Origin of the sequence: Phycicoccus sp. Soil802 (assembly GCF_001429605.1) — a bacterium.
Lineage (GTDB): Bacteria > Actinomycetota > Actinomycetes > Actinomycetales > Dermatophilaceae > Pedococcus.
This window is the reverse complement of sequence record NZ_LMSS01000006.1, coordinates 250,735-274,053: the sequence shown is the minus strand read 5'-3', so window position 1 is coordinate 274,053 and position 23,319 is coordinate 250,735. Positions and strand designations below refer to the sequence as shown.

Genomic DNA, 23,319 nt, shown 5'->3' with positions numbered 1-23,319 from the left:
ACCGGCAAGCCCAGGAGATCCCCATGTCGATCCACGACTTCGAGCGCTACCCGCTGACCTTCGGCCCGAGCCCGGTGCACCGGCTGGCGCGGCTGACCGAGCACCTCGGTGGCGCTCAGGTCTGGGCCAAGCGCGAGGACTGCAACAGCGGCTTGGCCTTTGGTGGCAACAAGACCCGCAAGCTCGAGTACATCGTGCCGGACGCCCTCGCGCAGGGCGCGGACACCTTGGTGTCGATCGGTGGCTACCAGTCCAACCACACCCGGCAGGTGGCGGCCGTGGCGGCGCACCTCGGGCTGAAGTGCCGCCTGGTGCAGGAGAAGTGGGTGGACTGGGACGACCCGGTCAACGACAAGGTCGGCAACATCCTGCTGTCGCGGATCATGGGCGCCGACGCCCGGCTCGACCCGCACGGCTTCGACATCGGCATCCGCTCGTCGTGGGAGGACGCGCTGCGCGAGGTCGAGGAGTCCGGCGGCAAGCCCTACGGGATCCCCGCCGGGGCCTCCGAGCACCGACTCGGTGGGCTCGGTTTCGCGAACTGGGCCCACGAGGTGGCCCAGCAGGAGGAGGAGCTCGGGGTCTTCTTCGACACCATCGTCGTCTGCACCGTGACCGGCTCGACCCACGCGGGCATGATCGCCGGGTTCGCAGCCCTGGAGGACGCCGGCGGTCGCCCGCGCCGGGTCCTGGGCATCGACGCCTCGGCCACGATCGACAAGACCCGCGACCAGGTCCGGCGCATCGCCCAGCACACGGCCGACCTCATCGGGCTCGACCGCCAGCTGCGCGACGACGAGGTGACCGTGCTGGAGGGCTGGGCCGGCGACCTCTACGGCATCCCGGTCGCGTCGACCGTCGAGGCCATCCTGCTGAGCGGTCGCCTGGAGGGCATGATCATCGACCCCGTCTACGAGGGGAAGTCGATGGCCGGCCTGGTCGACCTCGTGACGTCCGGCGAGATCCCCAACGACTCGACGGTGCTCTACGCCCACCTCGGCGGGCAGCCGGCCCTCAACGCCTACTCCGGAATCTTCGACGGTTCGAGGTAAACGCGCCCGTGATCACCGGCGCGTTTACCTGGAACCGGGGGTGGGGGTGGGGGCGAACGCCCAGCCGCGCTCGGCCAGGGCCTCGCGCAGGAACCGCAGCGCGATCGGTCCCACCCCGTGCAGCGCCGCCAGCTCCTCCTCGCTGCGGTCCCGCACCTGCTCGAGGGTCCAGATCCCCTCGGCCCGCAGCGCCCGCGTGGCGGGGGCGCCGATGCGGGGCAGGGGAGTGCCCTCGGGGGCGGTCGGCCGGTCGAGCCGGGGAGCACCCGCCTCGGCGTCGACCACAGCCGCCCCACGCGGGGACAGCCGGTAGCCGATGTCGAGCGACTCGGTCAGCCCGAGCTCCTTGAGCTTGCGGACGTCGCGCTTGAAGCTCGGGGTGTCGCGACCCAGCTCGGCGGCGAGCTCGGGCGCACGGACCGTGGGGAGGCGGTCGATGATCGCCAGCGTCGCCCTCGTCCACGGCCCGATCGCCGACGCGCGGTCCAGGCGGTCGAGGCGCTCGCGGATCGCGGCCACCTCGTCGCCCTCGGGCACCGAGGCACGCAGCTGCTCCCTCGGATCGGCGCCCGCGTGGCGTAGCCCGACCCGCCAGACCGGGCGATCGGCCTTGGCCTCGAGCATCCGGCGCAGCTCGACGACCGACTTGGCACCCGCGCGCCGTGCCTCCTCGGCGCTGATCCGCGACGGGGCGACCTTGTCGACGCTCGTCACCTCGAGCAGCCCGACGCGCGTGCGCAGCCGCGTGCCGACCACGACCCGGGGCCGGTCCCACCGCCGGAAGGCGAGGTCGACGTCGCCCGCCTTGATGGCCGCGAGGGTGTCCGGTCGGATCATCATGGCGGCAACCTATCGGCCTGCGTCTGGTTCGCGGCCGTCCGGATGGTGGGCGGGCCGGTTCGGACGTTGGACGTATGCCGGCCACGCGGCATACCCTCGATCCGTGCATTCACTGCGCCTCCTCCTTCGCCGCCGCGGCGGGGCCTGACCGATCAGCCGCCCCTCGTCGCGGAGTTTGCGTTGCCGGCTGAGACCCTGAGTACGGCCAACTGCAGCGAATCGTGAGGCGAGAGAACATGATCCACCCCCAGCAGCCGTCGGGCATGCCGTTCGCGAAGTACGTCCCCTTCCAGGACCAGATCCCCTTCGCCCTGCCCGACCGCACCTGGCCCACCCGGGTCATCGAGCAGGCGCCGCGCTGGTGCGCCGTCGACCTCCGGGACGGCAACCAGGCCCTGATCGACCCGATGAGCCCTGACCGCAAGAAGCGGATGTTCGAGCTCCTGGTGCGGATGGGCTACAAGGAGATCGAGGTCGGGTTCCCCTCGGCCAGCCAGACGGACTTCGACTTCGTGCGGATGCTCATCGAGGACGACATGATCCCCGACGACGTCACCATCCAGGTGCTGACCCAGTGTCGCGACCACCTCGTGGAGCGCACCTTCGACTCGATCCGCGGTGCCAAGCAGGCCATCGTGCACTTCTACAACTCGACGTCGATCCTGCAGCGACGAGTGGTCTTCGGGCTCGACCAGGACGGCATCGTCGACATCGCCCTCCAGGCCGCCCGGCTGTGCCGCAAGCTCGAGGAGACCATCCCCGACACGACGGTCTACTACGAGTACAGCCCGGAGTCCTACACCGGGACCGAGCTCGAGTTCGCGGTGCGGATCTGCAACGAGGTGGCCGACGTCATCGACCCGACCCCGGATCACAAGATGATCATCAACCTCCCGGCCACCGTCGAGATGGCGACCCCGAACGTCTACGCCGACTCGATCGAGTGGATGATCCGCCACCTCGAGCGGCGCGAGTCGATCGTCGTCAGCCTGCACCCGCACAACGACCGCGGGACCGGTGTCGCCGCGGCGGAGCTGGGCTACCTCGCCGGTGCCGACCGCATCGAGGGCTGCCTGTTCGGCAACGGCGAGCGGACCGGCAACGTCGACCTGGTCACGCTGGGCATGAACCTCTTCAGCCAGGGCATCGACCCGCAGATCGACTTCTCGAACCTCGACGAGATCCGGCGCACCGTGGAGCACTGCAACCAGCTGCCGGTGGGCGAGCGGCACCCGTGGGGCGGCGACCTCGTCTTCACGGCGTTCTCCGGCTCGCACCAGGACGCGATCAAGAAGGGCTTCGAGGACATGGAGCGCCAGGTGGCTGCCAGCGGCAAGTCCATCAACGAGCTCGTCTGGGGCGTGCCCTACCTGCCGATCGACCCGCACGACGTGGGCCGGTCCTACGAGGCCGTCGTGCGCGTGAACAGCCAGTCGGGCAAGGGTGGGGTCGCCTACCTGCTCAAGGCGGAGCACCAGCTCGACCTGCCGCGCCGGCTCCAGATCGAGTTCAGCGGCGTGGTGCAGGCGAAGACCGACAGCGAGGGCGGCGAGGTCAGCGCGGCCGAGCTGTGGACGATCTTCCAGGACGAGTACCTGCCGGCCGTCGACGGTGCAGTCAACACGTGGGGTCGGTTCACCCCGATCAGCCACTCGCTGCTCAGCGAGCAGGGCGGCGTCGACCGGATCAGCGCGACCATGCTCGACCGCGGCGTGGAGGTCACCGTCGAGGGCACCGGCAACGGCCCCATCGCCGCGTTCATCGACGCGCTGTCGACCCTCGGGGTGGACGTCCGCGTCCTCGACTACGCCGAGCACGCCCTGTCCGCCGGTGGCGACGCCAAGGCTGCGGCCTACGTCGAGTGCGCCGTGGGCGACCGCGTCCTGTGGGGTGTCGGGCTGCACTCCTCGATCGTCAAGGCGTCCCTCACGGCCGTGCTGTCCGCCGTCAACCGTGCGGAGCGGATGGCCCCCGCCGAGTGAGGTGAGGTATGCCGCGTGGCTGGGCCACGCGGCACACCTCGCCAGCCGTGCCGGTCGGTCTCGACCTGGCCTCACGGCGCGGCTATGTCCGCCGGTGGATGGTGACTCGTTTGCGGCCGCTGGGCTCGTGGGTGATCTGGTGGTGGAAGCCGGGGTGGTGCATCCGGCGGTGGTGGAACCCGCAGAGCGGGACCGCGTTGTCGAGGTCGGTCTGCCCGCCGGTGGCCCAGGGGTCGTGGTGGTGGTGTTCGGTCCAGGCGTAGGGGCGGTCGCAGTCGTCGGCGGCGCAGGAGTCGTAGGTCATCGACAGGGCGCCCGTTGGGCTTCGGTGAAGAAGCGTTGGGTGCGGCCGAGGTCGAGCAGCTGGGACTGGCCGTCGAGGACGGCCGGCAGCAGGCCGGCCCCGCAGGCCAGCCGGCGTGCTTCGGAGGCGGAGAGGTCGTGGCCGGTGTCGAGGTGGGCCGCGCCGAGCGAGGCCTTGAGCTGGTCGTGGTCGAGGGTGATCAGGACGGTGGCGTTGACCTTGCCGGACAGGTGGTCGGTGGGCAGGTGCTCGAGCAGCTCGACGAACGCCCGCCCGTACTTCTGGGACCAGTCCAGGTCCTCGGCCCGGAACGCGTCCCAGGTCGCCTCGGCGACCTGGTCTGCGGTCAATGACGCACCACCGGCGGACCCCTCGGCTCGGGCCCGACGGGCCGCCTGCTGGGCGAACCGGCGCGGCGACGCCATCTGCTGCACGACCTTCTTGAGGATGGTGGCGGCGAGGGTGGGCACGGTGAAGTGTCCGGTGGTGGTGCCGTCGTGGTTGTCGTGCAGGGTCAGCTTCGTCGCGGCGAGGGCGTGCTCCTCCTCGCCGCGCAGCACCGCGTCCTCGTGGGCGTCGACCTCGGCCCGGGACCGCTGCGCCGCCTCCAGGGCTCGTCGNGGTCGCGGCGAGGGCGTGCTCCTCCTCGCCGCGCAGCACCGCGTCCTCGTGGGCGTCGACCTCGGCCCGGGACCGCTGCGCCGCCTCCAGGGCTCGTCGGGCCTTGCGCCGCAACGCGGCCGGGTCGACCCGCTTGGCCACCGCCACCAGCGACTGCTCGATCGCCGCCCGCTCCGCCGAGTCGAGCCCGGTCGGCAGCTGCTCGGCCGTGGTGGCGATCACCAGCGCGTGCTCGGGGGTCAGGTCGCCCTCGCGCAGCGCCGCACGCGTCGCGGCCAGCCCGCCGTCGAGCGCGGTCGCCAGGCGCACCTCCCGCGCCGCGGACGCCCCGTCACGCCGGGACCGCGCGGCCAGCCAGGCCGCGGTGCCGGTCATCCCGGCGTCGGCGGCGACGTCGGACTTGTCCACCACGGCCACCAGCGACAGCTTCAGCGCCTGCATCCTGGTCACCGCCTTGTCCAGGTCGGCGATCACGCTCGACGCGGCATACCCGGACAGCTCCTCCACCGGCTCGACCCGGTCGAGCACGGCGTGCACCTGACGCACCCCCTCCGCGGCCGCCACGGGTGGCGCGGGGTGGATGGGTGCGATGGCCATGCCTCATCATATTCGAACACCTGTTCGAACGTCAACTTATGAACCTAGCCAGTGGTGGGCGCGGTTCGGCAGGGATGGTCAGCAGCCCCGCGAGGTCGGAGGCGGTCGAGACCTCAGTGCTGGGGCAGCCTGCGCGAGAACGTGGTGAGCGCCAGACCCGCAGCGATGAGCAGCAGCGCCACGGCCAGGCCGGGGCCGGTCGTCGGACCGGTGTTCGCCAGCTCGGGGGCAGCAGCCGCGGCCGGCACCGCCGCGGCCGGGTCGGCCGGAGCCGGCACGGCCGGATCGGTCGGGGTGGGGGCCGTGGCTCGCAGATCGAGGATGAACGGCACCATGTCGGCGTTGGAGCGGTTGCCGATCTCGTCGTAGGACCACGCGGTGAGGTGGACTTCGATGCGCTTGCCGTCGAGGTAGTCGATCGACCGGGCGAGCAGGTCGCAGGACCACCGCCCGTCCGCATCGGCCACGACCGTCTTCTGCTCGCAGGCAGGCTCGCCGGACTCCCAGCCGACCACGGACAGCTCCTGGCCCGGCACGGCGGTGCCCGAGATGACGACGTGGTGCGACGTGACGACCTCGTGGGCGGCGGGTGAGGTGATCACCGGCTTCGGCGGACCGGTGGAGTCGCCGACGACGTCGACGACCTGCGACGCGAGCTGGCGGCCCCACGCATCCTTGCCCCGGAGCTGGAGCTGGTGGGGGCCGTCGGCGAAGTCCTCGAGGTCCACGAAGGCCAGCAAGGAGCCAAGGTCCTCGAAACCGATCGAGGCGTCAATCGGCTGGCCATCGACGTAGATCCGATACGTTGCGCCTTGGTCGGTCGCAGTGGCCCGGAGGTCGAAGTGACCGCTGATCTTCTGGCCTGAGGACGGCTCGGTGATGACGAGCGGAACCACCGGGGGGAGCACGTAGTAGTAAGTCACCGCCTCGGCGATCACCTCGTCGAAGTTGTCCCGGACCTGTGCCCTGATCTCGGCCTGCTCGCCCTGCGGGAGCGGGTCGACCAGCTGGAAGGACCAGGTCCCGTCAGTGGCGGGGGTCACCGCCGTGGCCTCGACCCCGTTGACGAGCACGTGGACGGGGTAGAGCGGGTCGCCGGTGCCGGTCAACAGCGGGGTGCGGTCCTCGCCGAAGCTCCCGCCGGGCAGGGTGATGCTGATGTCGTTGGGGTCGGCCTGGGCCGCGGTGGTGGTCCCGAGCAGGAGCAGAAGGGCAGCGGCAAGGGCTGCGAGCAGGCGGCGCGACACGGTGGTTCCCCCAAGAATCAGATGTGCGAAGTCGGCGAATCATGGCATACCGGCGCAACCGGTGTCTTCCGAACGCCGGTCAACGCACCCCGCGAGGTCGGAACTGGATCGAGATCCGGGGGCCGACCGCCTTGGTGGTCTTGGGGATCGCGTGGTCCCAGGTGCGCTGGCAGGAGCCACCCATCACGACCAGGTCGCCGTGGCCGAGCGAGAAGCCCATCGAGGCGCCGCCGCCGCGCGGACGCAGCATCAGGGAGCGGGCCGAACCGATCGAGAGGATCGCCACCATCGTGTCGAGGTCCTTGGACCGGCCGATCCGGTCGCCGTGCCAGGCCACCGAGTCGCGCCCGTCGCGGTAGAGGCACAGGCCCGACGTCACGAACGGCTCATCCAGCTCGGCGGCGTAGTGGCTGCTCAGCGCCTCACGGGCCTGCGTCAGCGCAGGGTGCGGGAGGGTCTCGTCCTCGTCGTAGAACTTCAGCAGGCGGGGCACGTCGACCATGCGGTCGTACATCTCGCGGCGCTCCGCGTGCCAAGGGACCTCGTGGTGGAGCAGCTCGAACAGCGTGTCGGCGCCCGCGAGCCACCCGGGCCGGTAGTCCACCCACGCCCCCCGGCTGAGGGGTGTGCGGTGCAGGCCGTCGGTCAGCGCATGCAGCGCGATGTCGTCACCGGTGTCGAGCAGGGAGCCCTGGAATGCCGTGGACATGTCGGCACTCTAACCCACATTCGAACAGGTGTTCTAGTCCCCGGCGGCATCGAGCTGGGCGCTCAGCGCCGCCCGCAGCCCGTCGTGGGCCCGCCCCAGCACGGTCGCCGGGCTCGGGTGCGGGACGCTACCGTCGTCCCATGACCGAGCGTCGCCCCGAGGACGACCAGCTGGCCCGCGGCCTGGCGTGTGGGCTCTGGGCGGGCCTGGTCGCGGTCGTGGTTATCCTCGTCATCGTCGCCCTGGCCTTCTTCGGTCTCGGGCTGCGCGGCTGACCGTCGGCACGGCATACCGGCTTCCGGGTCGGGACTTGCGACAATGGGGTCATGCCCCTGTACCGCGACGAGGGAATCGTCCTGCGCACCCAGAAGCTGGGTGAGGCCGATCGCATCGTCACGCTGCTCACCCGCGGGCTGGGCAAGGTGCGGGTCGTGGGCAAGGGCGTGCGCCGCACCAAGAGCCGCTTCGGGGCTCGGCTCGAGCCGGCCATGATGGTCGACGTCCAGTGCTACGAGGGCCGCAACCTCGACACCGTGACCCAGGCCGAGTCGCTCGCCTCGTGGGGTGACGTGCTGGCCCGCGACTACACGACCTACACCGCCGCGGCCGCGATGCTCGAGACCGCGGACCGGCTCACCGAGGAGCGCGAGCCCAACCTCCAGCAGTACCTCCTGCTCCAGGGCGCGTTGCGCTCGATGGCCGAGGGGCTGCACGACCCCGGCCTGGTGCTCGACGCCTACCTGCTCCGGGCGCTCGCCATCGCCGGCTGGGCGCCGAGCTTCCACGACTGTGCCCGGTGCGGGGCCGAGGGTCCGCACCGCGCGTTCAACCTCGCGGCGGGTGGCACGGTGTGCCCGGTATGCCGTCCGGTCGGCTCCGCGGCGCCGGCGCCGGAGACGCTGTCGTTGCTGGCCGCCCTGCTCGCCGGCGACTGGGTCGTCGCCGACGCGTCGCAGGGACGTCACCGCAGGGAGGGCAGCACCCTGGCCAGCGCCTTCCTCCAGTGGCACCTCGAGAAGGGTGTGCGATCGTTGCGCCTCGTGGATCGACGGGACCCCGACGCGCAGCCGAGGCTCGACTCCCGCGTGACGTGGGCGCCGGCCCCGCTCAGCGTGGTGAAGACGGTGGAAGAGGCGCACGCCGCCGCGCAGGCGCAAGCGTGAGCGCGGCATACCCGAAGCCGTTCGCCCACCCGAGCGGAGCCCAACCTCCCTCTCTCCCAAGGGAGCTCGTGCCGCGCCACGTCGCCATCGTCATGGACGGCAACGGCCGTTGGGCCAACCAACAGGGTCTCCCACGCACGAAGGGGCACGAGGCCGGCGAGGCGGCGCTGCTCGACGTGACAGCCGGGGCGATCGAGGCCGGGGTGACCCACCTGTCGGCCTACGCCTTCTCGACCGAGAACTGGAAGCGCAGCCCCGACGAGGTGCGCTTCCTGATGGGCTTCAACCGCGACGTGATCCGCCGGCGCCGTGACCAGCTCCACGAGTGGGGTGTGCGGATGCGCTGGGTGGGGCGCCGCCCACGCCTCTGGGGCTCGGTCATCAAGGAGCTCGAGACCGCCCAGGAGCTCACCAAGGACAACACCGGGCTGACCCTCTACTTCTGCGTCAACTACGGCGGCCGCGCCGAGATCGCGGACGCCGTGCAGCGGATCGCCGAGCAGGTGCAGCGCGGCAAGCTCAAGCCGGGCTCGATCGACGAGAGGACCATCGCGCGACACCTCCCCGAACCCGACATGCCCGACGTCGACCTGTTCGTGCGGTCGTCGGGGGAGCAGCGCACCTCGAACTTCCTGCTGTGGCAGAGCGCCTATGCCGAGCTGGTCTTCCAGGACACGCTCTGGCCCGACTACGACCGACGCCACCTGTGGGCGGCGATCCAGACCTACGCCGAGCGGGACCGTCGCTACGGCGGGGCGGTCGACCGCGCCACGACCTGAGGCGCGTCAGCGAGAACAGTCGGCGCAGGTGCCGAAGATCTCCAGGGTGTGGTGGACGTCGGTGAACCCGTGCTCCGCGCTGACCTTGTTCGCCCAGGCCTCGACGGTCGGTCCCTCGACCTCGACGGTGCGTCCGCACACCCGGCACACCAGGTGGTGGTGGTGTCCGGTCGAGCACGCGCGGTAGACGGCTTCACCGTCGTCGGTGCGCAGCATGTCGATCTCGCCGTCGGCGGCCATCGCCTGCAGGTTGCGGTAGACCGTCGCGAGGCCGACCTTGTCGCCGGCCTCGCGCAGGATGGCGTGCAGCTCCTGGGCGGACCGGAACTCGTCGGTCTCGGCGAGCACCGCTGCCACTGCGGTGCGCTGCCGCGTCGGGCGACGGGTGCCCTCGAGGGTGGGGCGTTCGCGGGTGCCGGTCATGGCTGGGCCGCCTCCTTCGCCTGGTGGGTCGAGTCGTGCTCGTCGTAGTGGCCCTCGTGCGGTGCGTGGCGGTGGCCGTCGTGCACGTAGTCCACGTGGTCACCGTGCGCGACCGCCGGGTGGCCGCACTCCGGGCCGTGCTCGTGGTCGTGCCGCTCGGCCCGCCGGTGCTGGTGGGCGCGGGCCCTGGCGACTGCCGCGGTGACCGTGGCCGCCACGACGAAGAAGCCGATCGCCAGCAGCACGATCGTCCCGCCGGACGGGGTCTCGGCGTAGAACGACGCGATCACCCCACCGACGCTGGAGACCACGCCGACGGCGACGGCCCAGCGCGTCGAGGCGCGGAAGCTGCGACCGAGCAGCTGCGCGGTGGCGTTGGGGATGATCATCAGCGCACTGATGAGCAGCAGCCCGACGACTCGCATCGAGACGACGACGGTCACGGCGGTCAGCACGGCCAGGGCGATGTTGAGCCCGGTGACGGGCAGCCCGCTGGCCCGGGCGTACTCCTCGTCGTTGGCCACGGCGAACAGCCAGGGCCGCAGCAGCCAGGTGCCGACGAGGACGACCAGCGCCAGCCCCGCGAAGACCCAGAGGTCCTTCTGGTCGGCCGTGGTGATCGCCCCGAAGAGGTATGCCGTGAGGTTGGCCGGGCTGCTGCTCGGCGACTTGGCGATGATCACCACGCCGGCGGCGATGCCGCCGTAGAACATCACCGCGAGGGCGATGTCGCCGCTCGTCCGGCCGCGCCCGCGGATCAGCTCGATGGCCACCGCGGCAGCGACCGCCGCCACCAGGGCGGTGAGGACGGGCGCCTGCCCCGTGAGGACGCCGACGGCCACCCCGGCGAGCGCCACGTGGCCCATCCCGTCGCCGATCAGGGACAGCCGACGCTGCACCAGGAAGACCCCGACGAGGGGAGCGGCGATGCCGACCAGGACGGCGGCGATGAGGGCCTGCCGCATGAAGTCGAGGGAGAGGAGCTCGCTCATGAGTGCCCACCTCCGCGGGGGTCGAGCGGACCGGCCGAGGGGGCGCCGGGGAGCCTGGGGGAGCGCACGCGGTTTTCGTCCTCATGGTGGTGGCCGTCGACCGACGACGCGAACTCACCTGTCCTGGAAGCGAACTCGTCACGTGAGCCGTCGAAGACGAGGTGTCCACCCTGCACCACGACGATCCGGGTGACGATCTCGGCCAGGGCTGCGAGCTCGTGCGTCACGATGACCATCGTGGTGCCCCGGGCAGCGAGCCGGGCGAGGACCGTGGAGAGCACCTGCTGGTTCGCGGTGTCGACGCCCGCGGTCGGCTCGTCCATGAGGAGCACGTCGGGGTTGGAGGCGAGGGCGCGGGCGATCAGGACCCGGCGCTGCTGGCCGCCCGAGAGGGTGGCGACGTCGGCGTGCGCGCGGTCGTTGAGCCCGACGACGTCGAGGGCACGGTCGATGATCGCGGCGTCCTTCGACGACCTGACCACCGGACGCCACCACCGGTGGTGGGAGAGGCGGCCGACGGCCACGATCTCCGCGACGGTGGCGCGCACCGACGCGGACAGGGTGTGTCGTTGCGGGACGTAGCCCAGCCGGGCGAAGTCGGAGAACGACTCGCGCGGCTGGCCGAACAGCTCGACGTCGCCGCCGAGGTGGTCGTTGAGGCCGAGCAGGCCGCGCACCAGCGTGGACTTGCCCGACCCGTTGGGCCCCAGGACCGCGACGACCTCACCGGGGTGGATCGCGAGGGTGGCGCCGGTGACCACCGCCTGGTCGGCATAGCCGAAGGAGGCGTGCCGCAGCTCGATGATGGGCGTGCCCTCGGTGGTCGTCATGAGCACTCCTGTCCGGCGCGCAGGACCTGCAGGTTGGCCCGCATCACGCTGGGGTAGTCGCGGCCGGAGGACGCGGAGGTGATGCCCTCGATGGGGTCGAGCACGGCCAGTCTGGCACCGGTCTCCCGGGCGAGCGTGCGGGCCACGTCCTCGCTCACGAGCGTCTCGGCATACACGGTGCTCGCGCCGGTGGCGCGGATGTGCCGGGTGAGCTCGGCCAGGGCGGCCGGGCTCGGCTCGGCGTCGGGGGTCAGCCCGGTGATCGACTCCTGGTGGAAGCCGTAGGTCTGCGACAGGTAGCCGAAGGCCGCGTGTGACGTCACCAGCTCGTCGATGGCGCAGGACTTCAGGCCGGTGCGGAACTCGCCGTCGAGGGTGGTCATCGAGGCGCGGAACGCCGCCGCGTTCGCTCGGTATTCCGCGGCGTTGGCCGGGTCGCGCTCGGCCAGCCGGGCGGCGATGGCGTCGCCGACGTCGGCGTAGCGCAGCGGGTCGAGCCAGAAGTGGGGGTCCCGGGCGCCGTGCCCGGCGTGCTCCTCCTCGGTCTCGCCGCCGTGGTCGTGCCCGTCCTCGACCGCGACCAGGTCGAGCCGGGCCGCGGAGGACACGTCGAACGCGGTCTTCCTGGCCTGCTCGTCGACGGCGGCGTCGACCGCAGGCTGGAAGTGCGACTCGTAGACGACGACGTCCGCCTGCGCGATCGTGGCGACCTGGCGCGGGCTCAGCTCGAGGTCGTGGGGCTCGGCCCCCGGCTTGGTCAGGCCCTGCACCGCCACGTGCCGGCCACCGACCTGCTGCACGGCGTACTGCAGTGGGTAGAAGGCGGCGACGACCTCGAGCCGGCCGTCATCGGCGCCGCGCCCCCCGGTCGCGCCACAGGCGGAGACCACGGCGATGGACAGGAGGCCTGCGAGCAGACCGAGGGGGCGACGCGTCATGACAATCATTCTCATCAGAAATGAGAACGATTGTCAAAGTCGTCAGCTGCGCGGCAGCGCCTGGGTGACCGTGATGGCGACGGCGATGAGCAGGACGGCCACGCGTCCGGCGCGGGCCGCGGCGTCGAGCGCCGGCCAGGCCAGGTAGAGGGTCCACGCCAGGAAGGCGACCACGACGGCCAGGAACACCCAGCCCCAGCCCGGGACGAAGATCCCGGCCACCATGAGGGCGAGCACGACGAGGAAGGGGACCGCTCGCGGCAGCCGGTTCAGGGTGTTGACGACGGGCAGGCTGGCGTCGGTGACGCGTTCACGCAGGGAGGACACGGGCGAAACCCTATGTCGTCAGCCGGCTGGGTCGTCAGTCGGCGCGGACCTGGTCGAGGACGGCAGCGAAGATCGGCAGGCTCGCCTCGATGGTGTCCATGGTGGCGGTCAGGCAGATCCGGAAGAACCCCGGCGTCTCGAACAACCGCCCGGGCATCACCAGGACCCCCGCGTCGGCGAGCCGGCCCACGAACGCCTCGTCGTCGGCCAGCGGCGACCTCGGGAAGAGGTAGAAGGTGCCCTCGGGGGTGGCGACGTCGTACCCCATCTCGCGCAGGGCCAGCGTCATCCGGTCGCGCTTGGCCTGCAGGTGCGCGACGTCGAGGGAGAGCGTCTCGAGGCGGGGGACGGCGTACTGCATCACCGCGTTCGGGAACAGCCAGCCCGCGGCCACCTGCAGGCCCTCGACGGCGTCGATGACCTGGTCGGCATCCGGCATCTGCGGTGGCAGGGCGAGGTAGCCGAGCCGTTGGCCGGGGGCGAGCAGGGTCTTGCCGTAGCTGTAGCAGAGCATCGTGTGGGGGTAGAACTCCGCGGGGCTGCGGAACCGCGCACCGTCGAAGACGATCCGGTTGTAGGGCTCGTCGGAGATGAGGTAGATCCGCCGCCCGTTGCGGGCCGAGGCCTCCTCCAGCAGGTCGGCCAGCGCGCGCAGGGTGGGCTCCGGGTAGATCCGGCCGGTCGGGTTGTTGGGGGAGTTGACCACCACCAGTCGCGTGCGGGGGGTGATCGCGGCGGCGATCGCGTCGAGGTCGAGGTCGAACGTGTCGGGGTCGATGCGGACCTTCACGGGCACCAGCCCGGCCTCCAGCGCCAGCGCCTCGTAGAGGAACCACGGCGGCAGGCTGTAGACCACCTCGTCGCCGGGGTCGGCCACCGCCTTCATCGACAGCGTGATCGCCCCGAAGCCCCCCGTGGTCATCCGGATCCGGTCGGCGGTCCACGGCAGGTCCACGACCTTGCGGAGCGAGGCGGCCGCGGCCTCCTGCGCCTCGACGAGGCTGAACTTGTAGGCGAACCACAGCTCGTCGCCGGGCACGGCCGCGGTGCGCAGGGCCTCGACGTACTCCGGGATCGGCATCTCGTGCGGGTCGCCGAAGGTGAAGTCCAGGACACCGGGCTCGAGGCGGCGCTCCTGGTAGCCCGACTTCCGCGCGAACTCGAACAACATCCGGAACGGGGCGGCGTCGCCGATGCGGACGCTGCGTTCGGAGACGGGACGGTCGCTCACGGGGCCCCCTCGGACGGTGGGTGTGGCGTCGAGCGTAGGCCGCGCGGCATACCCCGTCGAGGGGCGAGCAGGCGCACAGTAGCCTTGCGCGCATGGCTGCACCCTCCACCGTCGACACCGTCGTCTCCCTCTGCAAGCGCCGCGGGTTCGTGTTCCCCTGCGGTGAGATCTACGGCGGCACGAGGTCCGCGTGGGACTACGGGCCGCTCGGCGTGGAGCTGAAGGAGAACATCAAGCGACAGTGGTGGCGGACGATGGTCACCGGTCGCGACGACGTGGTGGGCCTCGACTCCTCCGTGATCCTGCCCCGCCAGACGTGGGAGGCCTCCGGCCACGTGGCCACCTTCTCCGACCCGCTGGTCGAGTGCCTGTCCTGCCACAAGCGGTTCCGGGCCGACCACCTGCAGGAGGCCGTCGCCGAGAAGAAGGGCATCGAGAACCCCGACGACGTCAGCCTGGCCGACGTCGCCTGCACCAACTGCGGCACGCGCGGCCAGTGGACCGAGCCCCGCCAGTTCTCCGGCCTGCTCAAGACCTACCTCGGTGTCGTCGAGGACGAGTCGGGCCTGCACTACCTGCGCCCCGAGACCGCGCAGGGCATCTTCCTCAACTTCCTCAACGTGATGAACTCCGCCCGCCGCAAGCCGCCGTTCGGGATCGCCCAGACCGGCAAGAGCTTCCGCAACGAGATCACGCCGGGCAACTTCATCTTCCGCACCCGCGAGTTCGAGCAGATGGAGATGGAGTTCTTCGTCAAGCCCGGCGAGGACGAGGACTGGCACCAGTACTGGATCGACGAGCGCACCCGCTGGTACACCGACCTCGGCATCAACCCCGACAACCTGCGGCACTACGAGCACGCGCAGGAGAAGCTCAGCCACTACTCCAAGCGCACCGTCGACATCGAGTACCGCTTCGGCTTCACGGGCAGCGAGTGGGGCGAGCTCGAGGGCATCGCCAACCGCACCGACTTCGACCTCAAGACCCACAGCGAGCACTCCGGCACCGACCTCGTCTACTTCGACCAGGCCAGCGGCGAGAAGTACACCCCCTACGTCATCGAGCCCGCGGCCGGTCTGTCGCGCTCGCTGATGACCTTCCTCGTCGACGCCTACACCGAGGACGAGGCACCCAACACCAAGGGCGGTGTCGACAAGCGCGTGGTGCTCAAGCTCGACAAGCGCCTCGCCCCGGTCAAGGCGGCCGTGCTGCCCCTGTCGCGCAACACCGACCTGTCGCCGAAGGCCCGCGACCTCGCCGCCACCCTGCGCCAGCACTGGAACATCGACTTCGACGACGCCGGGGCGATCGGTCGCCGCTACCGTCGCCAGGACGAGATCGGCACGCCCTTCTGCATCACGGTGGACTTCGACACCCTCGAGGACCACGCCGTGACGATCCGCGAGCGGGACTCCATGGCCCAGGAGCGGGTGTCGCTCGACAAGGTCGAGGAGTACCTCGGCGGGCGCCTGCTCGGCTGCTGACCGCAGCGGTGGCCCTGCCACGGACCATCGGTATGCCGTGGGCCAACCTTTTGCCCACGCCCGTGCGTTACTGGGGGTGAGAGCCCTCGCTGGCGCGGGTCAGTGGGGCCGGTCGGGGCGGCTGGAGGTGGGTATGCAGCAGGAGGTGGACGAGGAGTTCGCGCGGTACGTGCGAGCCCGGCAACACCGCCTCCTGCGCGCGGCGTTCCTCGTCTGCGGTGACCTGCACCTCGCCGAGGACCTCCTGCAGGGCGCGCTGGCCAAGCTGGCCACCCGGTGGGAGCGGCTGCGCCACGAGAACCCGGACGCCTACGTCCGCCGCATCCTCTACCGTGACGCGGTGTCGTCGTGGCGCCGGACCCGGCGCGAGAGCCTCTCGCTCTTCCCGGAGCTCGAGCTCGACGGGACCGAGCCGGACCGGTCTACGCGCGCCGGGGAGCGCGTCGACCTGCTGCGGGCCCTCGGGCAGCTGACCCCGAAGCAACGCGCGGTGGTGGTGCTCAGGTTCTTCGAGGACCGCACCGAGGCGGACACGGCCGAGGCACTCGGCGTCTCCGTGGGCACGGTGAAGAGCCAGACGCACGCCGCGCTCGCCAGGCTGCGCACCCTCCTGCCGGAGTTCGCGCCGCACCTGGCCGGACCGCGCCCGTCTACCGAGGAGCCGTCATGACCGACCGTGACCTGAGCGCCCTGCTGGAGCGGGCGACGGAGGACGTCGTCGAGCGCGACTTCGCTGAGAACGCGTGGAACGCGGCGCTCGACGGTCGCCGGAGCCGCCGACGCAGGTTCGTCACCGGCGCGGGAGCGGTCGCCGCGGCGGCGCTCGCCCTGGCCGCCGTCCAGCTGGGCGGCTCCGACGACGCGAAGCCCCGCCCCGCCATCTCGTCCACCACGACAGCCAGCCGGGGCACGCTCTCGGACGGCACGGCATACGCGGTCCTGCCCCCGGAGGGCAAGGAGGCGCAGCTGCCCGACTTCGACGCCGGGCTGCCGTCGACGATCGACGTCAGGGCCAGGACCGAGGCGTTCTCGCCGACCCGGCCGCCGGCCTCGGTCGTGGCCGTCTACCTGCGCCAGGACGGCGAACGCTTCCACCCGGTGCTCGTCACCGGCGACGGCCGCCAGCTCGAGGTCGCCGGCGTCGCCCTCGTCCGGACCACCGACGCAAGCGGCAACCAGGCCACGCCGCTGGGGCCGCGGGCGGTCGGCGGAGGCGGCCGCTACGTCGTCTTCCCCCAGCGAGACCACGTCGTGCGGCTCGACACCCGGACCGGCGCCACGGTGTCCTACCCGGTCCCCTCGGAGCACGTGGAGTGGGCCGGCTGGAACGCCGCGGGGACCCTGGTCATGGCCCGGTCGTCCGACGGCACCTGGGCCATCGACCCCTCCGAGCCGGGCGCGCCTGCGGTGGCGGTCCGCAACGGCTATGAAGGAGTCTTCAGGGTGACCGCCGGCGACACTGTGCCGGCCGATGTCCGGGTGACGCGGTTCGACCCGAACGGCACGCCGCTGGAGTCCACGCCCGTGCGCAGCCCGGTGACCGGGCTGGACGGCGAGACGGTCAACACCGAGCAGCTGGCCGCCACCGGTGCGTTCTTCGACCAGAACATCACCTCGACCGTGATCCGCAGGGGGTTCGGCCCGATCTACCAGGGCCTGCTGGTCGTCGAGCCCGCGTCCGGGGCGGCCAAGGTGCTGCTCGCGCCGGAGAACCCGGACGGGCAGACCGGACGGTTCAAGGGCTGCTGCACCGTGCTCGGCTGGGCCGACGACCAGACCGTCCTCTTCCAGTCGGTGGGCAGCCACGGTCGCTGGATCCTGGCCTGGAAGACGACCACCGGGGAGGTCTTCGACGTCTCGCGGATCACCACCGGAGCACCGGACGACCCGGCCACCCCGGTCGCCCTGAACGTCGGCCGGCGCGACTGACAGACGTCATGGTCGGCTCGTGACGACTGTGTGGGGCTGGTGACGCCCGCGCACGGCACGGTGGTCGGCATGACGCAGACGCAGACACTTCAAGCGCGCACCACCGCGGTGCCCGCCATCGAGCTCCGCGGTCTCACCAAGAGCTTCGGCAGTGTCCGCGCGGTGCGGGGGATCGACCTGACCGTGCGGCCCGGCGAGATCATCGCCTTCCTCGGCCCGAACGGCGCCGGCAAGACCACGACGATCGACCTGATGCTCGGCCTGTCGAGACCGGACGGCGGCAGCGTGCAGGTCTACGGCATGGAGCCGTCCGCGGCGGTCCGCCACGGGCTGATCTCGGCCGTCATGCAGACCGGTGGCCTGCTCAAGGACCTCACCGTCGCGGAGACGCTGCGGCTGACCGCGAGCCTGTTCAGCGACACCCGCCCCGTCTCCGAGGTGCTGGCGCGAGCTGGGATCTCCGACATCGGCGACCGCCGGGTCGGCAAGTGCTCCGGTGGCCAGCAGCAACGGCTGCGGTTCGCGATGGCGCTCCTGCCGGACCCGGAGCTGCTGGTGCTCGACGAGCCCACCACCGGCATGGACGTCACGGGGCGGCGGGACTTCTGGGCGGCCATCCGTGAGGACGCCGCCCAGGGACGGACCGTGCTGTTCGCGACCCACTACCTGGAGGAGGCGGACGCCTACGCGGACCGCATCGTCCTCATCAGCCACGGGCAGGTCGTCGCCGACGGCACCGCCGCCCAGGTGAAGGCGCTGGTGTCCGGTCGCACCATCAGGGCCACCCTTCCCGATGCGGATGCGACTGCCCTGCAAGGGCTTCCGGGCGTCGAGACGGTCGAGGTGCGTGGTGACTCCGTCCTCATCGCCACGACGGACAGCGACGCGGTTGCCCGCCACCTGCTGAGCGCCACGGCCGCCCACGACCTCGAGATCACCTCGCGGGGGCTCGAGGACGCTTTCATCTCGCTGACCAGCGAGGAGGACCAGTCATGACCACCGCCAACGCCACGGTCCCCGAGCGGGCCGTGCCACCGCTGGGTGGCTTCAACACCACGCTGCTGCGCATCGAGCTGCGCCGCCTGCTGCGCAACCGCCGGACGGTGATCTTCTCGATCGTCCTGCCCGTGGTGTTCTTCCTGCTCTTCGGCACCGGCAAGGACTACTCGCTGAAGAACGCCGGACACGGCAACGTCGCGAGCTACGTGATGATCTCGATGGCCCTCTACGGCGCCATGCTCTCCACCACCGCGGGAGGGGCCATGGTCTCGACCGAACGCAGCCAGGGGTGGAGCCGCCAGCTGCGGCTCACGCCGCTGACCCCGACGGCGTACATCGCGGTGAAGGTCCTCGTGGCGATGCTCCTGGGCGGCCTGTCGGTCGTGGTGGTCTACCTCGCCGGGACATTCACTCAGGCGCAGATGGACCACCACCTCTGGTGGGAGACGGCCCTGATCGCGTGGGTGGGGTCGCTGGTCTTCGCGGCCTTCGGGGTGTTCATGGGGTACCTGCTGCCCAGCGACAACGTCATGCAGATCCTCGGGCCGGGGCTGGCGCTGCTGGCCTTCCTCGGCGGGCTCTTCACCCCGCTCGACCAGATGGGCCAGACCTTCCAGACCATCGCGAAGCTCACGCCCATGTACGGCCTGAGCGAGCTGGCCCACGCCCCTCTCACCGGCGACGCGCCCGGGTGGGCTGCGGTGGTCAACGTCCTGGCCTGGCTTGCGGTCTTCGCGGGAGGCGCGGCATGGCGGTTCCGACGCGACACCGCCCGCGTCTGAGGGACCTGCTGCCCTTCGCGTCCGCCCCGACCACCGACTCTGAGAGGCTGGTGGCCGTGGGCGGACGAGAAGAGCGAAGAGCGGCCCCGGCGCAGGCGCGTCCGGGCGAAGGGCTCGTGGGCGGACCCGAGGAGAACGGGCCTCTGGGCCGCGTCGTCGGGACGTTCTTCGCCGGCATCTGGCTGGTCTTCCTCTCCGATGCGTTCACCGAGGCTTGGCGACAGCGCCAGAACCTGCGCGGTGACACCGGACTGATCCTGCTCGCGCTCTTCGTGCTCCTCTATCTCCTGCACTTCACCCACCTGCGAGCGGCGGTCTGGGGGAGCCGCGGCTCGATCGCCGGATCGTGGTACGTCACGCGGATCGGCCTGTTCTACTGGGCCGGACTCGCGCTGCTCGCCGTGCTGACGACGGCCACCATCGGTCAGGAGGGTGCCAGCACCTGGGTCTTCCTGGCGGTCTCGGGGCTCTGGACCTTCCGGCTGCGGATCGGGTGGGTCATCGGCGGACTCCTCGTCGGCATCTACGAGTTCCTCACCTTCCACGTCGACGGGTGGAGCCACGACGCCAGCATCAGCATGTCGATGGTGCTGGCGATGGCCGCCGTCACCGGGGGCATGATCGCCTCGCAGCGGCAGCGGGCACTGGCGGAGGCGCGCGAGGAGAACGCCCGGCTGGCGGTCCAGGACGAGCGCAACCGGATGGCCCGGGACGTCCACGACATCCTCGGCCACAGCCTGACCGTCATCACCGTCAAGGCCGAGCTCGCGGCCCGGCTCATGGAGGTCAGTCCGGAGCGGGCCAAGGTCGAGGTGGCCGACCTCGAACGCCTCGCCCGTGACGCCCTCGCCGACGTGCGCCAGGCCGTCGCCGGGTTCCGCGAGATGACCCTTCCCGCGGAGCTGGCCCGGGCTCGCTCGTCGCTCGCCGCAGCGGGCATCGAGGCCGACCTGCCCACCGCCGCCGACGCGGTGCCCAGCCACCTGCGCGAGCTGTGTGCCTGGACACTGCGCGAGGGCGTGACCAACGTGATCCGACACAGCGAGGCGACCACGTGCCGCGTCACCCTCGACGAACGCGGCATCACCATCGCGGATGACGGTGTCGGGCACCAGCCCGGTGTCCCGGGCACCGGTCTCATCGGCCTTCAGGAGCGTGCCGAGGCGGTGGGCGCCCGAATGACCACGAGGACCGTGCCCCCGCACGGTTTCGAGCTGTCGGTGACGTCAGCACAGGACCCGCACCCCGCTGCGCCAGACTCGCACGAGAGGGTGGAGGCATGACGATCCGACTGCTGCTCGCCGACGACCAGGCGATGGTGCGCGGCGCCCTCGCGACGCTGCTCGGGCTCGAACCCGACATGGAGGTCGTCGCCGAGGTGGGCAGCGGCGACGAGGTCGTCGCTGCCGCTCGGGCCAGCAAGCCGGACGTGGCGCTGGTGGACGTGGAGATGCCCGGGCTCGACGGCATCGCCGCCACCGCGGCGCTGCACGAGGCGATGCCCGGGGTGCGGGTGCTCATCGTGACCACGTTCGGGCGGCCCGGGTTCTTGCGTCGTGCGCTCCAGGCCGGCGCCAGCGGCTTCGTCGTCAAGGACACCCCGGCCCGACAGCTGGCCGAGGCGGTCCGCCGGGTGCACTCCGGGCTGCGGGTCGTCGACCCGGCCCTGGCCGCCGACTCGCTGGCAGGAGGCGAGTCACCCCTGACGGCGCGGGAGACCGAGGTGCTCATCGCGGCCCGCGAGGGCGGCTCGGTGGCCGACATCGCCAGGGACGTCAGCCTCTCCGAGGGCACCGTCCGCAACCACCTGTCCTCCGCGATCGGCAAGACCATGGCGCGCAACCGCGCCGACGCCGTCCGGATCGCCGACGAGTACGGCTGGCTCTGACCGAACCGGTTGCTTGGCTGCCTCAGTCGCCGGTGGCGACCGACCGGCTGGGGTCGGTGATCCACTCGCTCCACGACCCGGCATACAAGGCCGCCTCGATGCCGGCCTCGTGCAGTGCGAGCACCTCGTGCGCGGCGGTCACGCCGGAGCCGCAGTATGCCGCGACCGGACCCACGGGGCCGGCTGCGGGAACTCCCTTGCTGGAGAACAGCTCCCGCAACACCCCGGCATCGAGGAACCGGTCGTCCGGGCCGAGGTTCTCGGTGGTGGGGGCGCTGACCGCTCCCGGGATGTGGCCGGCCACCGGGTCGATGGGTTCGTGCTCCCCACGGAACCGCTCCGCGGCCCGGGCGTCGAGCAGGACGCCGGTCCGGGCGACCTCGGCCGCCCCCGACGCATCGACCACCGGCAACCCACCCGCATGCGCCTCGAAGGTCCCGGCGCCGGGCTCCGGCAGCGCACTGGTGACGGGCCCGCCGGCGGCGCGCCACGCGGCCAGGCCACCGTCGAGCACCCGCACGTCGCTGGCCCCGAAGTAGCGCAGCACCCACCAGGCTCGAGCCGCCCCGAACGACGGGCCCTGGTCGTAGACGACGATGCGCGAGTCGTTGTCGGCCCCGCACCGCTGGGCCGCCGCGGCGACGGAGTGGGCCTGGGGGAGCGGGTGCCGACCCCCGCGACCGGGCGGGCCGGCCAGCTCGGCGTCGAGGTCGACGTAGTGGGCCCCCGGCAGGTGCGCCGCGGCATACCGGTCACGCCCTGGTGGGCCGGCCGTGGTCGTGAGGTTCCACTGCACGTCGACGAGCACCACGGAGCGGGGGTCGCGGGTCAGGTCGGCGAGCAGCTCGTCGGCGCTGGTCAGGGCACGCATTCGGCCAGTCAAGCACCAGATGGGACACTGGTGCGGCCATGACCGCCACCACTGCCGCCCTGCTGCCGCCGCTCACCATCGGGCGCCACACCATCGAGTCGCCCGTCGTGCTGGCGCCGATGGCGGGCATCACCAACCGGGCGTTCCGCAAGCTGTGCCGTGAGTACGGCAACCAGGGGCTGGACGAGGGTGGCGCGAGCGGTGCGACCTCTCTGTACGTCAGCGAGATGATCACCTCCCGCGCGCTCGTGGAGCGGACGCCGGAGTCGATGCGGTTGATCGAGCACGACCCCGACGAAGACCCACGGTCGATCCAGCTCTACGGCGTCGACCCCGCCACGGTCGCGGCAGCCGTGCGGATGCTCGTCACCGAGGACCGCGCCGACCACATCGACCTCAACTTCGGCTGCCCGGTCCCCAAGGTGACCCGCAAGGGCGGCGGCGCCGCCCTGCCGTGGAAGCGCGACCTCTTCGAGGCCATCGTGCGTGGGGCGGTGCGCGAGGCGAGCCCGTACGACGTGCCGGTCACCGTGAAGATGCGCAAGGGCATCGACGACGACCACCTGACCTACCTCGAGGCCGGCCTGATGGCCGAGCGGGCCGGCGTCGCAGCCGTGGCGCTGCACGGGCGGACCGCGTCCCAGGCCTACTCGGGTGAGGCCGACTGGACCGCCATCGCGCGACTCAAGGAGACCGTGAAGACGATCCCGGTCCTCGGCAACGGCGACATCTGGTCGGCCGAGGATGCCGTGCGGATGACGCGGGAGACCGGCTGCGACGGGGTCGTGGTCGGCCGCGGCTGCCTGGGTCGACCCTGGCTGTTCACCGACCTCGCGGCGGCCTTCGCCGGCACCCCGGCGCGGGTCGAGCCGACCCTCGGCGAGGTGACCGCCACCATGCGCCGCCACACCGAGTACCTCATCGACTTCTACGACGACGAGTACAAGGCCTGCCGCGACATCCGCAAGCACATCGCCTGGTACCTCAAGGGTTTCCCGGCCGGCTCCACCGTGCGCCACCACCTCGCGCTGGTCGACTCGTTGGCGGCCCTGGACGAGCTGATCGCGACGATGGACTCCGGCGCGGCCTGGCCGGGAGACGCCGCCGAGGGCCAGCGTGGGCGGGCGGGTTCGCCGCGCCACGTCGCCCTGCCCGAGGGATGGCTCGACAGCCGCGAGCTCAGTGAGGCGCACCGGCAGGCGGTCGCCGAGGCCGAGCTCTCCGTCTCCGGCGGCTGACCCACCGGCACCGCGCGTGGTTCCGTCAGGAATCGAGAAGACCCCCTGCGAGGGCCGTGACTAGGCTGGCTCGGGCGCACTGATCGGTTCACG

At 71.5% G+C, this 23,319-nt stretch carries 25 protein-coding genes; 13 read left to right on the top strand and 12 right to left on the bottom strand.

Annotated elements, in window-relative coordinates:
• Window positions 1-23 precede the first annotated feature (23 nt).
• Window positions 24-1,052 (top strand): 1-aminocyclopropane-1-carboxylate deaminase, encoded by a 1,029-nt coding sequence (locus ASG91_RS15330; RefSeq protein WP_056923504.1) that lies wholly within the window; start codon window positions 24-26, stop codon window positions 1,050-1,052.
• 24 nt (window positions 1,053-1,076) lie between these two features.
• On the opposite strand, the gene ASG91_RS15325 is transcribed toward ASG91_RS15330, so the two are convergent.
• Window positions 1,077-1,892: a hypothetical protein gene (locus ASG91_RS15325; RefSeq protein ID WP_056923503.1), complete on the bottom strand. Its 816-nt coding sequence runs from the start codon at window positions 1,890-1,892 to the stop codon at window positions 1,077-1,079.
• Between the two features lie 236 nt (window positions 1,893-2,128).
• Here ASG91_RS15325 and leuA point away from each other — a divergent pair, with 236 nt between their 5' ends.
• Window positions 2,129-3,874 (top strand): 2-isopropylmalate synthase, encoded by a 1,746-nt coding sequence (gene leuA / locus ASG91_RS15320; protein ID WP_056923502.1) that lies wholly within the window; start codon window positions 2,129-2,131, stop codon window positions 3,872-3,874.
• An 82-nt stretch (window positions 3,875-3,956) separates the two neighbouring features.
• Here the strand turns inward: leuA and ASG91_RS21270 are convergent, their stop codons facing one another.
• The 4 genes from ASG91_RS21270 to ASG91_RS15295 all read right to left on the bottom strand — a co-directional run bounded on the left by ASG91_RS21270 (window position 3,957) and on the right by ASG91_RS15295 (window position 7,352).
• The gene (locus tag ASG91_RS21270) at window positions 3,957-4,178 is read right to left on the bottom strand and encodes an HNH endonuclease signature motif containing protein (protein WP_056923501.1); all 222 of its coding nucleotides are present in this window, start codon (window positions 4,176-4,178) and stop codon (window positions 3,957-3,959) included.
• Between the two features lie 621 nt (window positions 4,179-4,799).
• Window positions 4,800-5,396, bottom strand: a 597-nt coding sequence (locus tag ASG91_RS21265; protein WP_235545671.1) for a DUF222 domain-containing protein, incomplete at its 3' end; no start/stop codon positions are given.
• A gap of 113 nt (window positions 5,397-5,509) precedes the next feature.
• Window positions 5,510-6,643: a hypothetical protein gene (locus ASG91_RS15300; protein WP_056923498.1), complete on the bottom strand. Its 1,134-nt coding sequence runs from the start codon at window positions 6,641-6,643 to the stop codon at window positions 5,510-5,512.
• 79 nt (window positions 6,644-6,722) lie between these two features.
• Window positions 6,723-7,352 (bottom strand): alpha-ketoglutarate-dependent dioxygenase AlkB, encoded by a 630-nt coding sequence (locus tag ASG91_RS15295; protein WP_056923497.1) that lies wholly within the window; start codon window positions 7,350-7,352, stop codon window positions 6,723-6,725.
• A 140-nt stretch (window positions 7,353-7,492) separates the two neighbouring features.
• Between ASG91_RS15295 and ASG91_RS21360 the strand changes: the two genes are divergently transcribed.
• Genes ASG91_RS21360 through ASG91_RS15285 form a run of 3 tightly spaced genes read left to right on the top strand, consistent with a single transcriptional unit; the run spans window position 7,493 to window position 9,294 of the window.
• Window positions 7,493-7,627 carry a hypothetical protein gene (locus tag ASG91_RS21360; RefSeq protein WP_255358327.1) on the top strand — a complete coding sequence of 45 codons (135 nt, stop codon included), beginning with the start codon at window positions 7,493-7,495 and terminating at the stop codon, window positions 7,625-7,627.
• A 51-nt stretch (window positions 7,628-7,678) separates the two neighbouring features.
• Window positions 7,679-8,515: a DNA repair protein RecO gene (gene recO, locus ASG91_RS15290; RefSeq protein ID WP_056923496.1), complete on the top strand. Its 837-nt coding sequence runs from the start codon at window positions 7,679-7,681 to the stop codon at window positions 8,513-8,515.
• Window positions 8,512-9,294 carry an isoprenyl transferase gene (locus ASG91_RS15285; protein WP_056923495.1) on the top strand — a complete coding sequence of 261 codons (783 nt, stop codon included), beginning with the start codon at window positions 8,512-8,514 and terminating at the stop codon, window positions 9,292-9,294. The genes recO and ASG91_RS15285 overlap by 4 nt, the downstream gene beginning before the upstream one ends.
• 6 nt (window positions 9,295-9,300) lie before the next feature.
• On the opposite strand, the gene ASG91_RS15280 is transcribed toward ASG91_RS15285, so the two are convergent.
• The 6 genes from ASG91_RS15280 to ASG91_RS15255 are packed head-to-tail and all read right to left on the bottom strand — an operon-like array spanning window position 9,301 to window position 14,035.
• A complete protein-coding gene (locus ASG91_RS15280) occupies window positions 9,301-9,717 on the bottom strand; it encodes a Fur family transcriptional regulator (RefSeq protein WP_056923494.1) in 417 nt (138 codons plus the stop codon).
• Window positions 9,714-10,709, bottom strand: a complete 996-nt coding sequence (locus tag ASG91_RS15275) for a metal ABC transporter permease (protein WP_056923493.1) — start codon at window positions 10,707-10,709, stop codon at window positions 9,714-9,716. The genes ASG91_RS15280 and ASG91_RS15275 overlap by 4 nt, the downstream gene beginning before the upstream one ends.
• Window positions 10,706-11,539: a metal ABC transporter ATP-binding protein gene (locus tag ASG91_RS15270; protein WP_056923492.1), complete on the bottom strand. Its 834-nt coding sequence runs from the start codon at window positions 11,537-11,539 to the stop codon at window positions 10,706-10,708. Before ASG91_RS15270 ends, ASG91_RS15275 begins: the two co-directional genes overlap by 4 nt.
• Window positions 11,536-12,477 (bottom strand): metal ABC transporter solute-binding protein, Zn/Mn family, encoded by a 942-nt coding sequence (locus tag ASG91_RS15265; protein ID WP_235545669.1) that lies wholly within the window; start codon window positions 12,475-12,477, stop codon window positions 11,536-11,538. Before ASG91_RS15265 ends, ASG91_RS15270 begins: the two co-directional genes overlap by 4 nt.
• Window positions 12,478-12,519: 42 nt before the next feature.
• A complete protein-coding gene (locus tag ASG91_RS15260; protein ID WP_056923490.1) occupies window positions 12,520-12,804 on the bottom strand; it encodes a DUF6703 family protein in 285 nt (94 codons plus the stop codon).
• Between the two features lie 34 nt (window positions 12,805-12,838).
• Window positions 12,839-14,035 carry an aminotransferase class I/II-fold pyridoxal phosphate-dependent enzyme gene (locus ASG91_RS15255; RefSeq protein ID WP_056923489.1) on the bottom strand — a complete coding sequence of 399 codons (1,197 nt, stop codon included), beginning with the start codon at window positions 14,033-14,035 and terminating at the stop codon, window positions 12,839-12,841.
• A 92-nt stretch (window positions 14,036-14,127) separates the two neighbouring features.
• Between ASG91_RS15255 and ASG91_RS15250 the strand changes: the two genes are divergently transcribed.
• The 7 genes from ASG91_RS15250 to ASG91_RS15220 all read left to right on the top strand — a co-directional run bounded on the left by ASG91_RS15250 (window position 14,128) and on the right by ASG91_RS15220 (window position 21,117).
• Complete coding sequence (locus tag ASG91_RS15250; protein ID WP_056923488.1) at window positions 14,128-15,519, top strand: glycine--tRNA ligase; 1,392 nt, start codon at window positions 14,128-14,130, stop codon at window positions 15,517-15,519.
• A gap of 133 nt (window positions 15,520-15,652) precedes the next feature.
• Window positions 15,653-16,189 carry a SigE family RNA polymerase sigma factor gene (locus tag ASG91_RS15245; RefSeq protein WP_056923487.1) on the top strand — a complete coding sequence of 179 codons (537 nt, stop codon included), beginning with the start codon at window positions 15,653-15,655 and terminating at the stop codon, window positions 16,187-16,189.
• Window positions 16,186-17,448, top strand: coding sequence for a hypothetical protein (locus ASG91_RS15240; protein ID WP_056923486.1), 1,263 nt, complete (start codon window positions 16,186-16,188; stop codon window positions 17,446-17,448). Before ASG91_RS15245 ends, ASG91_RS15240 begins: the two co-directional genes overlap by 4 nt.
• A 69-nt stretch (window positions 17,449-17,517) precedes the next feature.
• Window positions 17,518-18,444, top strand: coding sequence for an ABC transporter ATP-binding protein (locus ASG91_RS15235; RefSeq protein ID WP_056923791.1), 927 nt, complete (start codon window positions 17,518-17,520; stop codon window positions 18,442-18,444).
• Entirely contained in the window at window positions 18,441-19,229 is a 789-nt protein-coding gene (locus tag ASG91_RS15230; protein WP_056923485.1) for an ABC transporter permease, read from the top strand. The genes ASG91_RS15235 and ASG91_RS15230 overlap by 4 nt, the downstream gene beginning before the upstream one ends.
• A gap of 56 nt (window positions 19,230-19,285) precedes the next feature.
• Window positions 19,286-20,512 carry a sensor histidine kinase gene (locus ASG91_RS21085; protein ID WP_200961332.1) on the top strand — a complete coding sequence of 409 codons (1,227 nt, stop codon included), beginning with the start codon at window positions 19,286-19,288 and terminating at the stop codon, window positions 20,510-20,512.
• Window positions 20,509-21,117 carry a response regulator transcription factor gene (locus ASG91_RS15220; RefSeq protein WP_056923483.1) on the top strand — a complete coding sequence of 203 codons (609 nt, stop codon included), beginning with the start codon at window positions 20,509-20,511 and terminating at the stop codon, window positions 21,115-21,117. The genes ASG91_RS21085 and ASG91_RS15220 overlap by 4 nt, the downstream gene beginning before the upstream one ends.
• 22 nt (window positions 21,118-21,139) lie before the next feature.
• Here the strand turns inward: ASG91_RS15220 and ASG91_RS15215 are convergent, their stop codons facing one another.
• On the bottom strand, window positions 21,140-21,988 hold the full coding sequence (locus ASG91_RS15215) for a sulfurtransferase (protein ID WP_056923482.1): 849 nt from the start codon (window positions 21,986-21,988) through the stop codon (window positions 21,140-21,142).
• Window positions 21,989-22,026: 38 nt separating this feature from the next.
• Between ASG91_RS15215 and dusB the strand changes: the two genes are divergently transcribed.
• Complete coding sequence (gene dusB / locus ASG91_RS15210; RefSeq protein ID WP_056923481.1) at window positions 22,027-23,226, top strand: tRNA dihydrouridine synthase DusB; 1,200 nt, start codon at window positions 22,027-22,029, stop codon at window positions 23,224-23,226.
• Window positions 23,227-23,319: the final 93 nt, after the last annotated feature.

Bases quoted from the DNA above. Each gene is read 5' to 3' on its own strand.
- ASG91_RS15330 (WP_056923504.1), top strand. From the start codon at position 24: ATGTCGATCCACGACTTCGAGCGCTACCCGCTGACCTTCGGCCCGAGC.
- recO (WP_056923496.1), top strand. From the start codon at position 7,679: ATGCCCCTGTACCGCGACGAGGGAATCGTCCTGCGCACCCAGAAGCTG.
- ASG91_RS15270 (WP_056923492.1), bottom strand. From the start codon at position 11,539: ATGACGACCACCGAGGGCACGCCCATCATCGAGCTGCGGCACGCCTCC.
- ASG91_RS15245 (WP_056923487.1), top strand. From the start codon at position 15,653: ATGCAGCAGGAGGTGGACGAGGAGTTCGCGCGGTACGTGCGAGCCCGG.
- ASG91_RS15295 (WP_056923497.1), bottom strand. From the start codon at position 7,352: ATGTCCACGGCATTCCAGGGCTCCCTGCTCGACACCGGTGACGACATC.
- leuA (WP_056923502.1), top strand. From the start codon at position 2,129: ATGATCCACCCCCAGCAGCCGTCGGGCATGCCGTTCGCGAAGTACGTC.
- ASG91_RS15215 (WP_056923482.1), bottom strand. From the start codon at position 21,988: ATGCGTGCCCTGACCAGCGCCGACGAGCTGCTCGCCGACCTGACCCGC.
- ASG91_RS15240 (WP_056923486.1), top strand. From the start codon at position 16,186: ATGACCGACCGTGACCTGAGCGCCCTGCTGGAGCGGGCGACGGAGGAC.
- ASG91_RS15250 (WP_056923488.1), top strand. From the start codon at position 14,128: ATGGCTGCACCCTCCACCGTCGACACCGTCGTCTCCCTCTGCAAGCGC.
- dusB (WP_056923481.1), top strand. From the start codon at position 22,027: ATGACCGCCACCACTGCCGCCCTGCTGCCGCCGCTCACCATCGGGCGC.
- ASG91_RS15280 (WP_056923494.1), bottom strand. From the start codon at position 9,717: ATGACCGGCACCCGCGAACGCCCCACCCTCGAGGGCACCCGTCGCCCG.
- ASG91_RS15220 (WP_056923483.1), top strand. From the start codon at position 20,509: ATGACGATCCGACTGCTGCTCGCCGACGACCAGGCGATGGTGCGCGGC.
- ASG91_RS15265 (WP_235545669.1), bottom strand. From the start codon at position 12,477: ATGACGCGTCGCCCCCTCGGTCTGCTCGCAGGCCTCCTGTCCATCGCC.
- ASG91_RS15230 (WP_056923485.1), top strand. From the start codon at position 18,441: ATGACCACCGCCAACGCCACGGTCCCCGAGCGGGCCGTGCCACCGCTG.
- ASG91_RS15275 (WP_056923493.1), bottom strand. From the start codon at position 10,709: ATGAGCGAGCTCCTCTCCCTCGACTTCATGCGGCAGGCCCTCATCGCC.
- ASG91_RS21270 (WP_056923501.1), bottom strand. From the start codon at position 4,178: ATGACCTACGACTCCTGCGCCGCCGACGACTGCGACCGCCCCTACGCC.
- ASG91_RS15235 (WP_056923791.1), top strand. From the start codon at position 17,518: ATGACGCAGACGCAGACACTTCAAGCGCGCACCACCGCGGTGCCCGCC.
- ASG91_RS15325 (WP_056923503.1), bottom strand. From the start codon at position 1,892: ATGATGATCCGACCGGACACCCTCGCGGCCATCAAGGCGGGCGACGTC.
- ASG91_RS21360 (WP_255358327.1), top strand. From the start codon at position 7,493: ATGACCGAGCGTCGCCCCGAGGACGACCAGCTGGCCCGCGGCCTGGCG.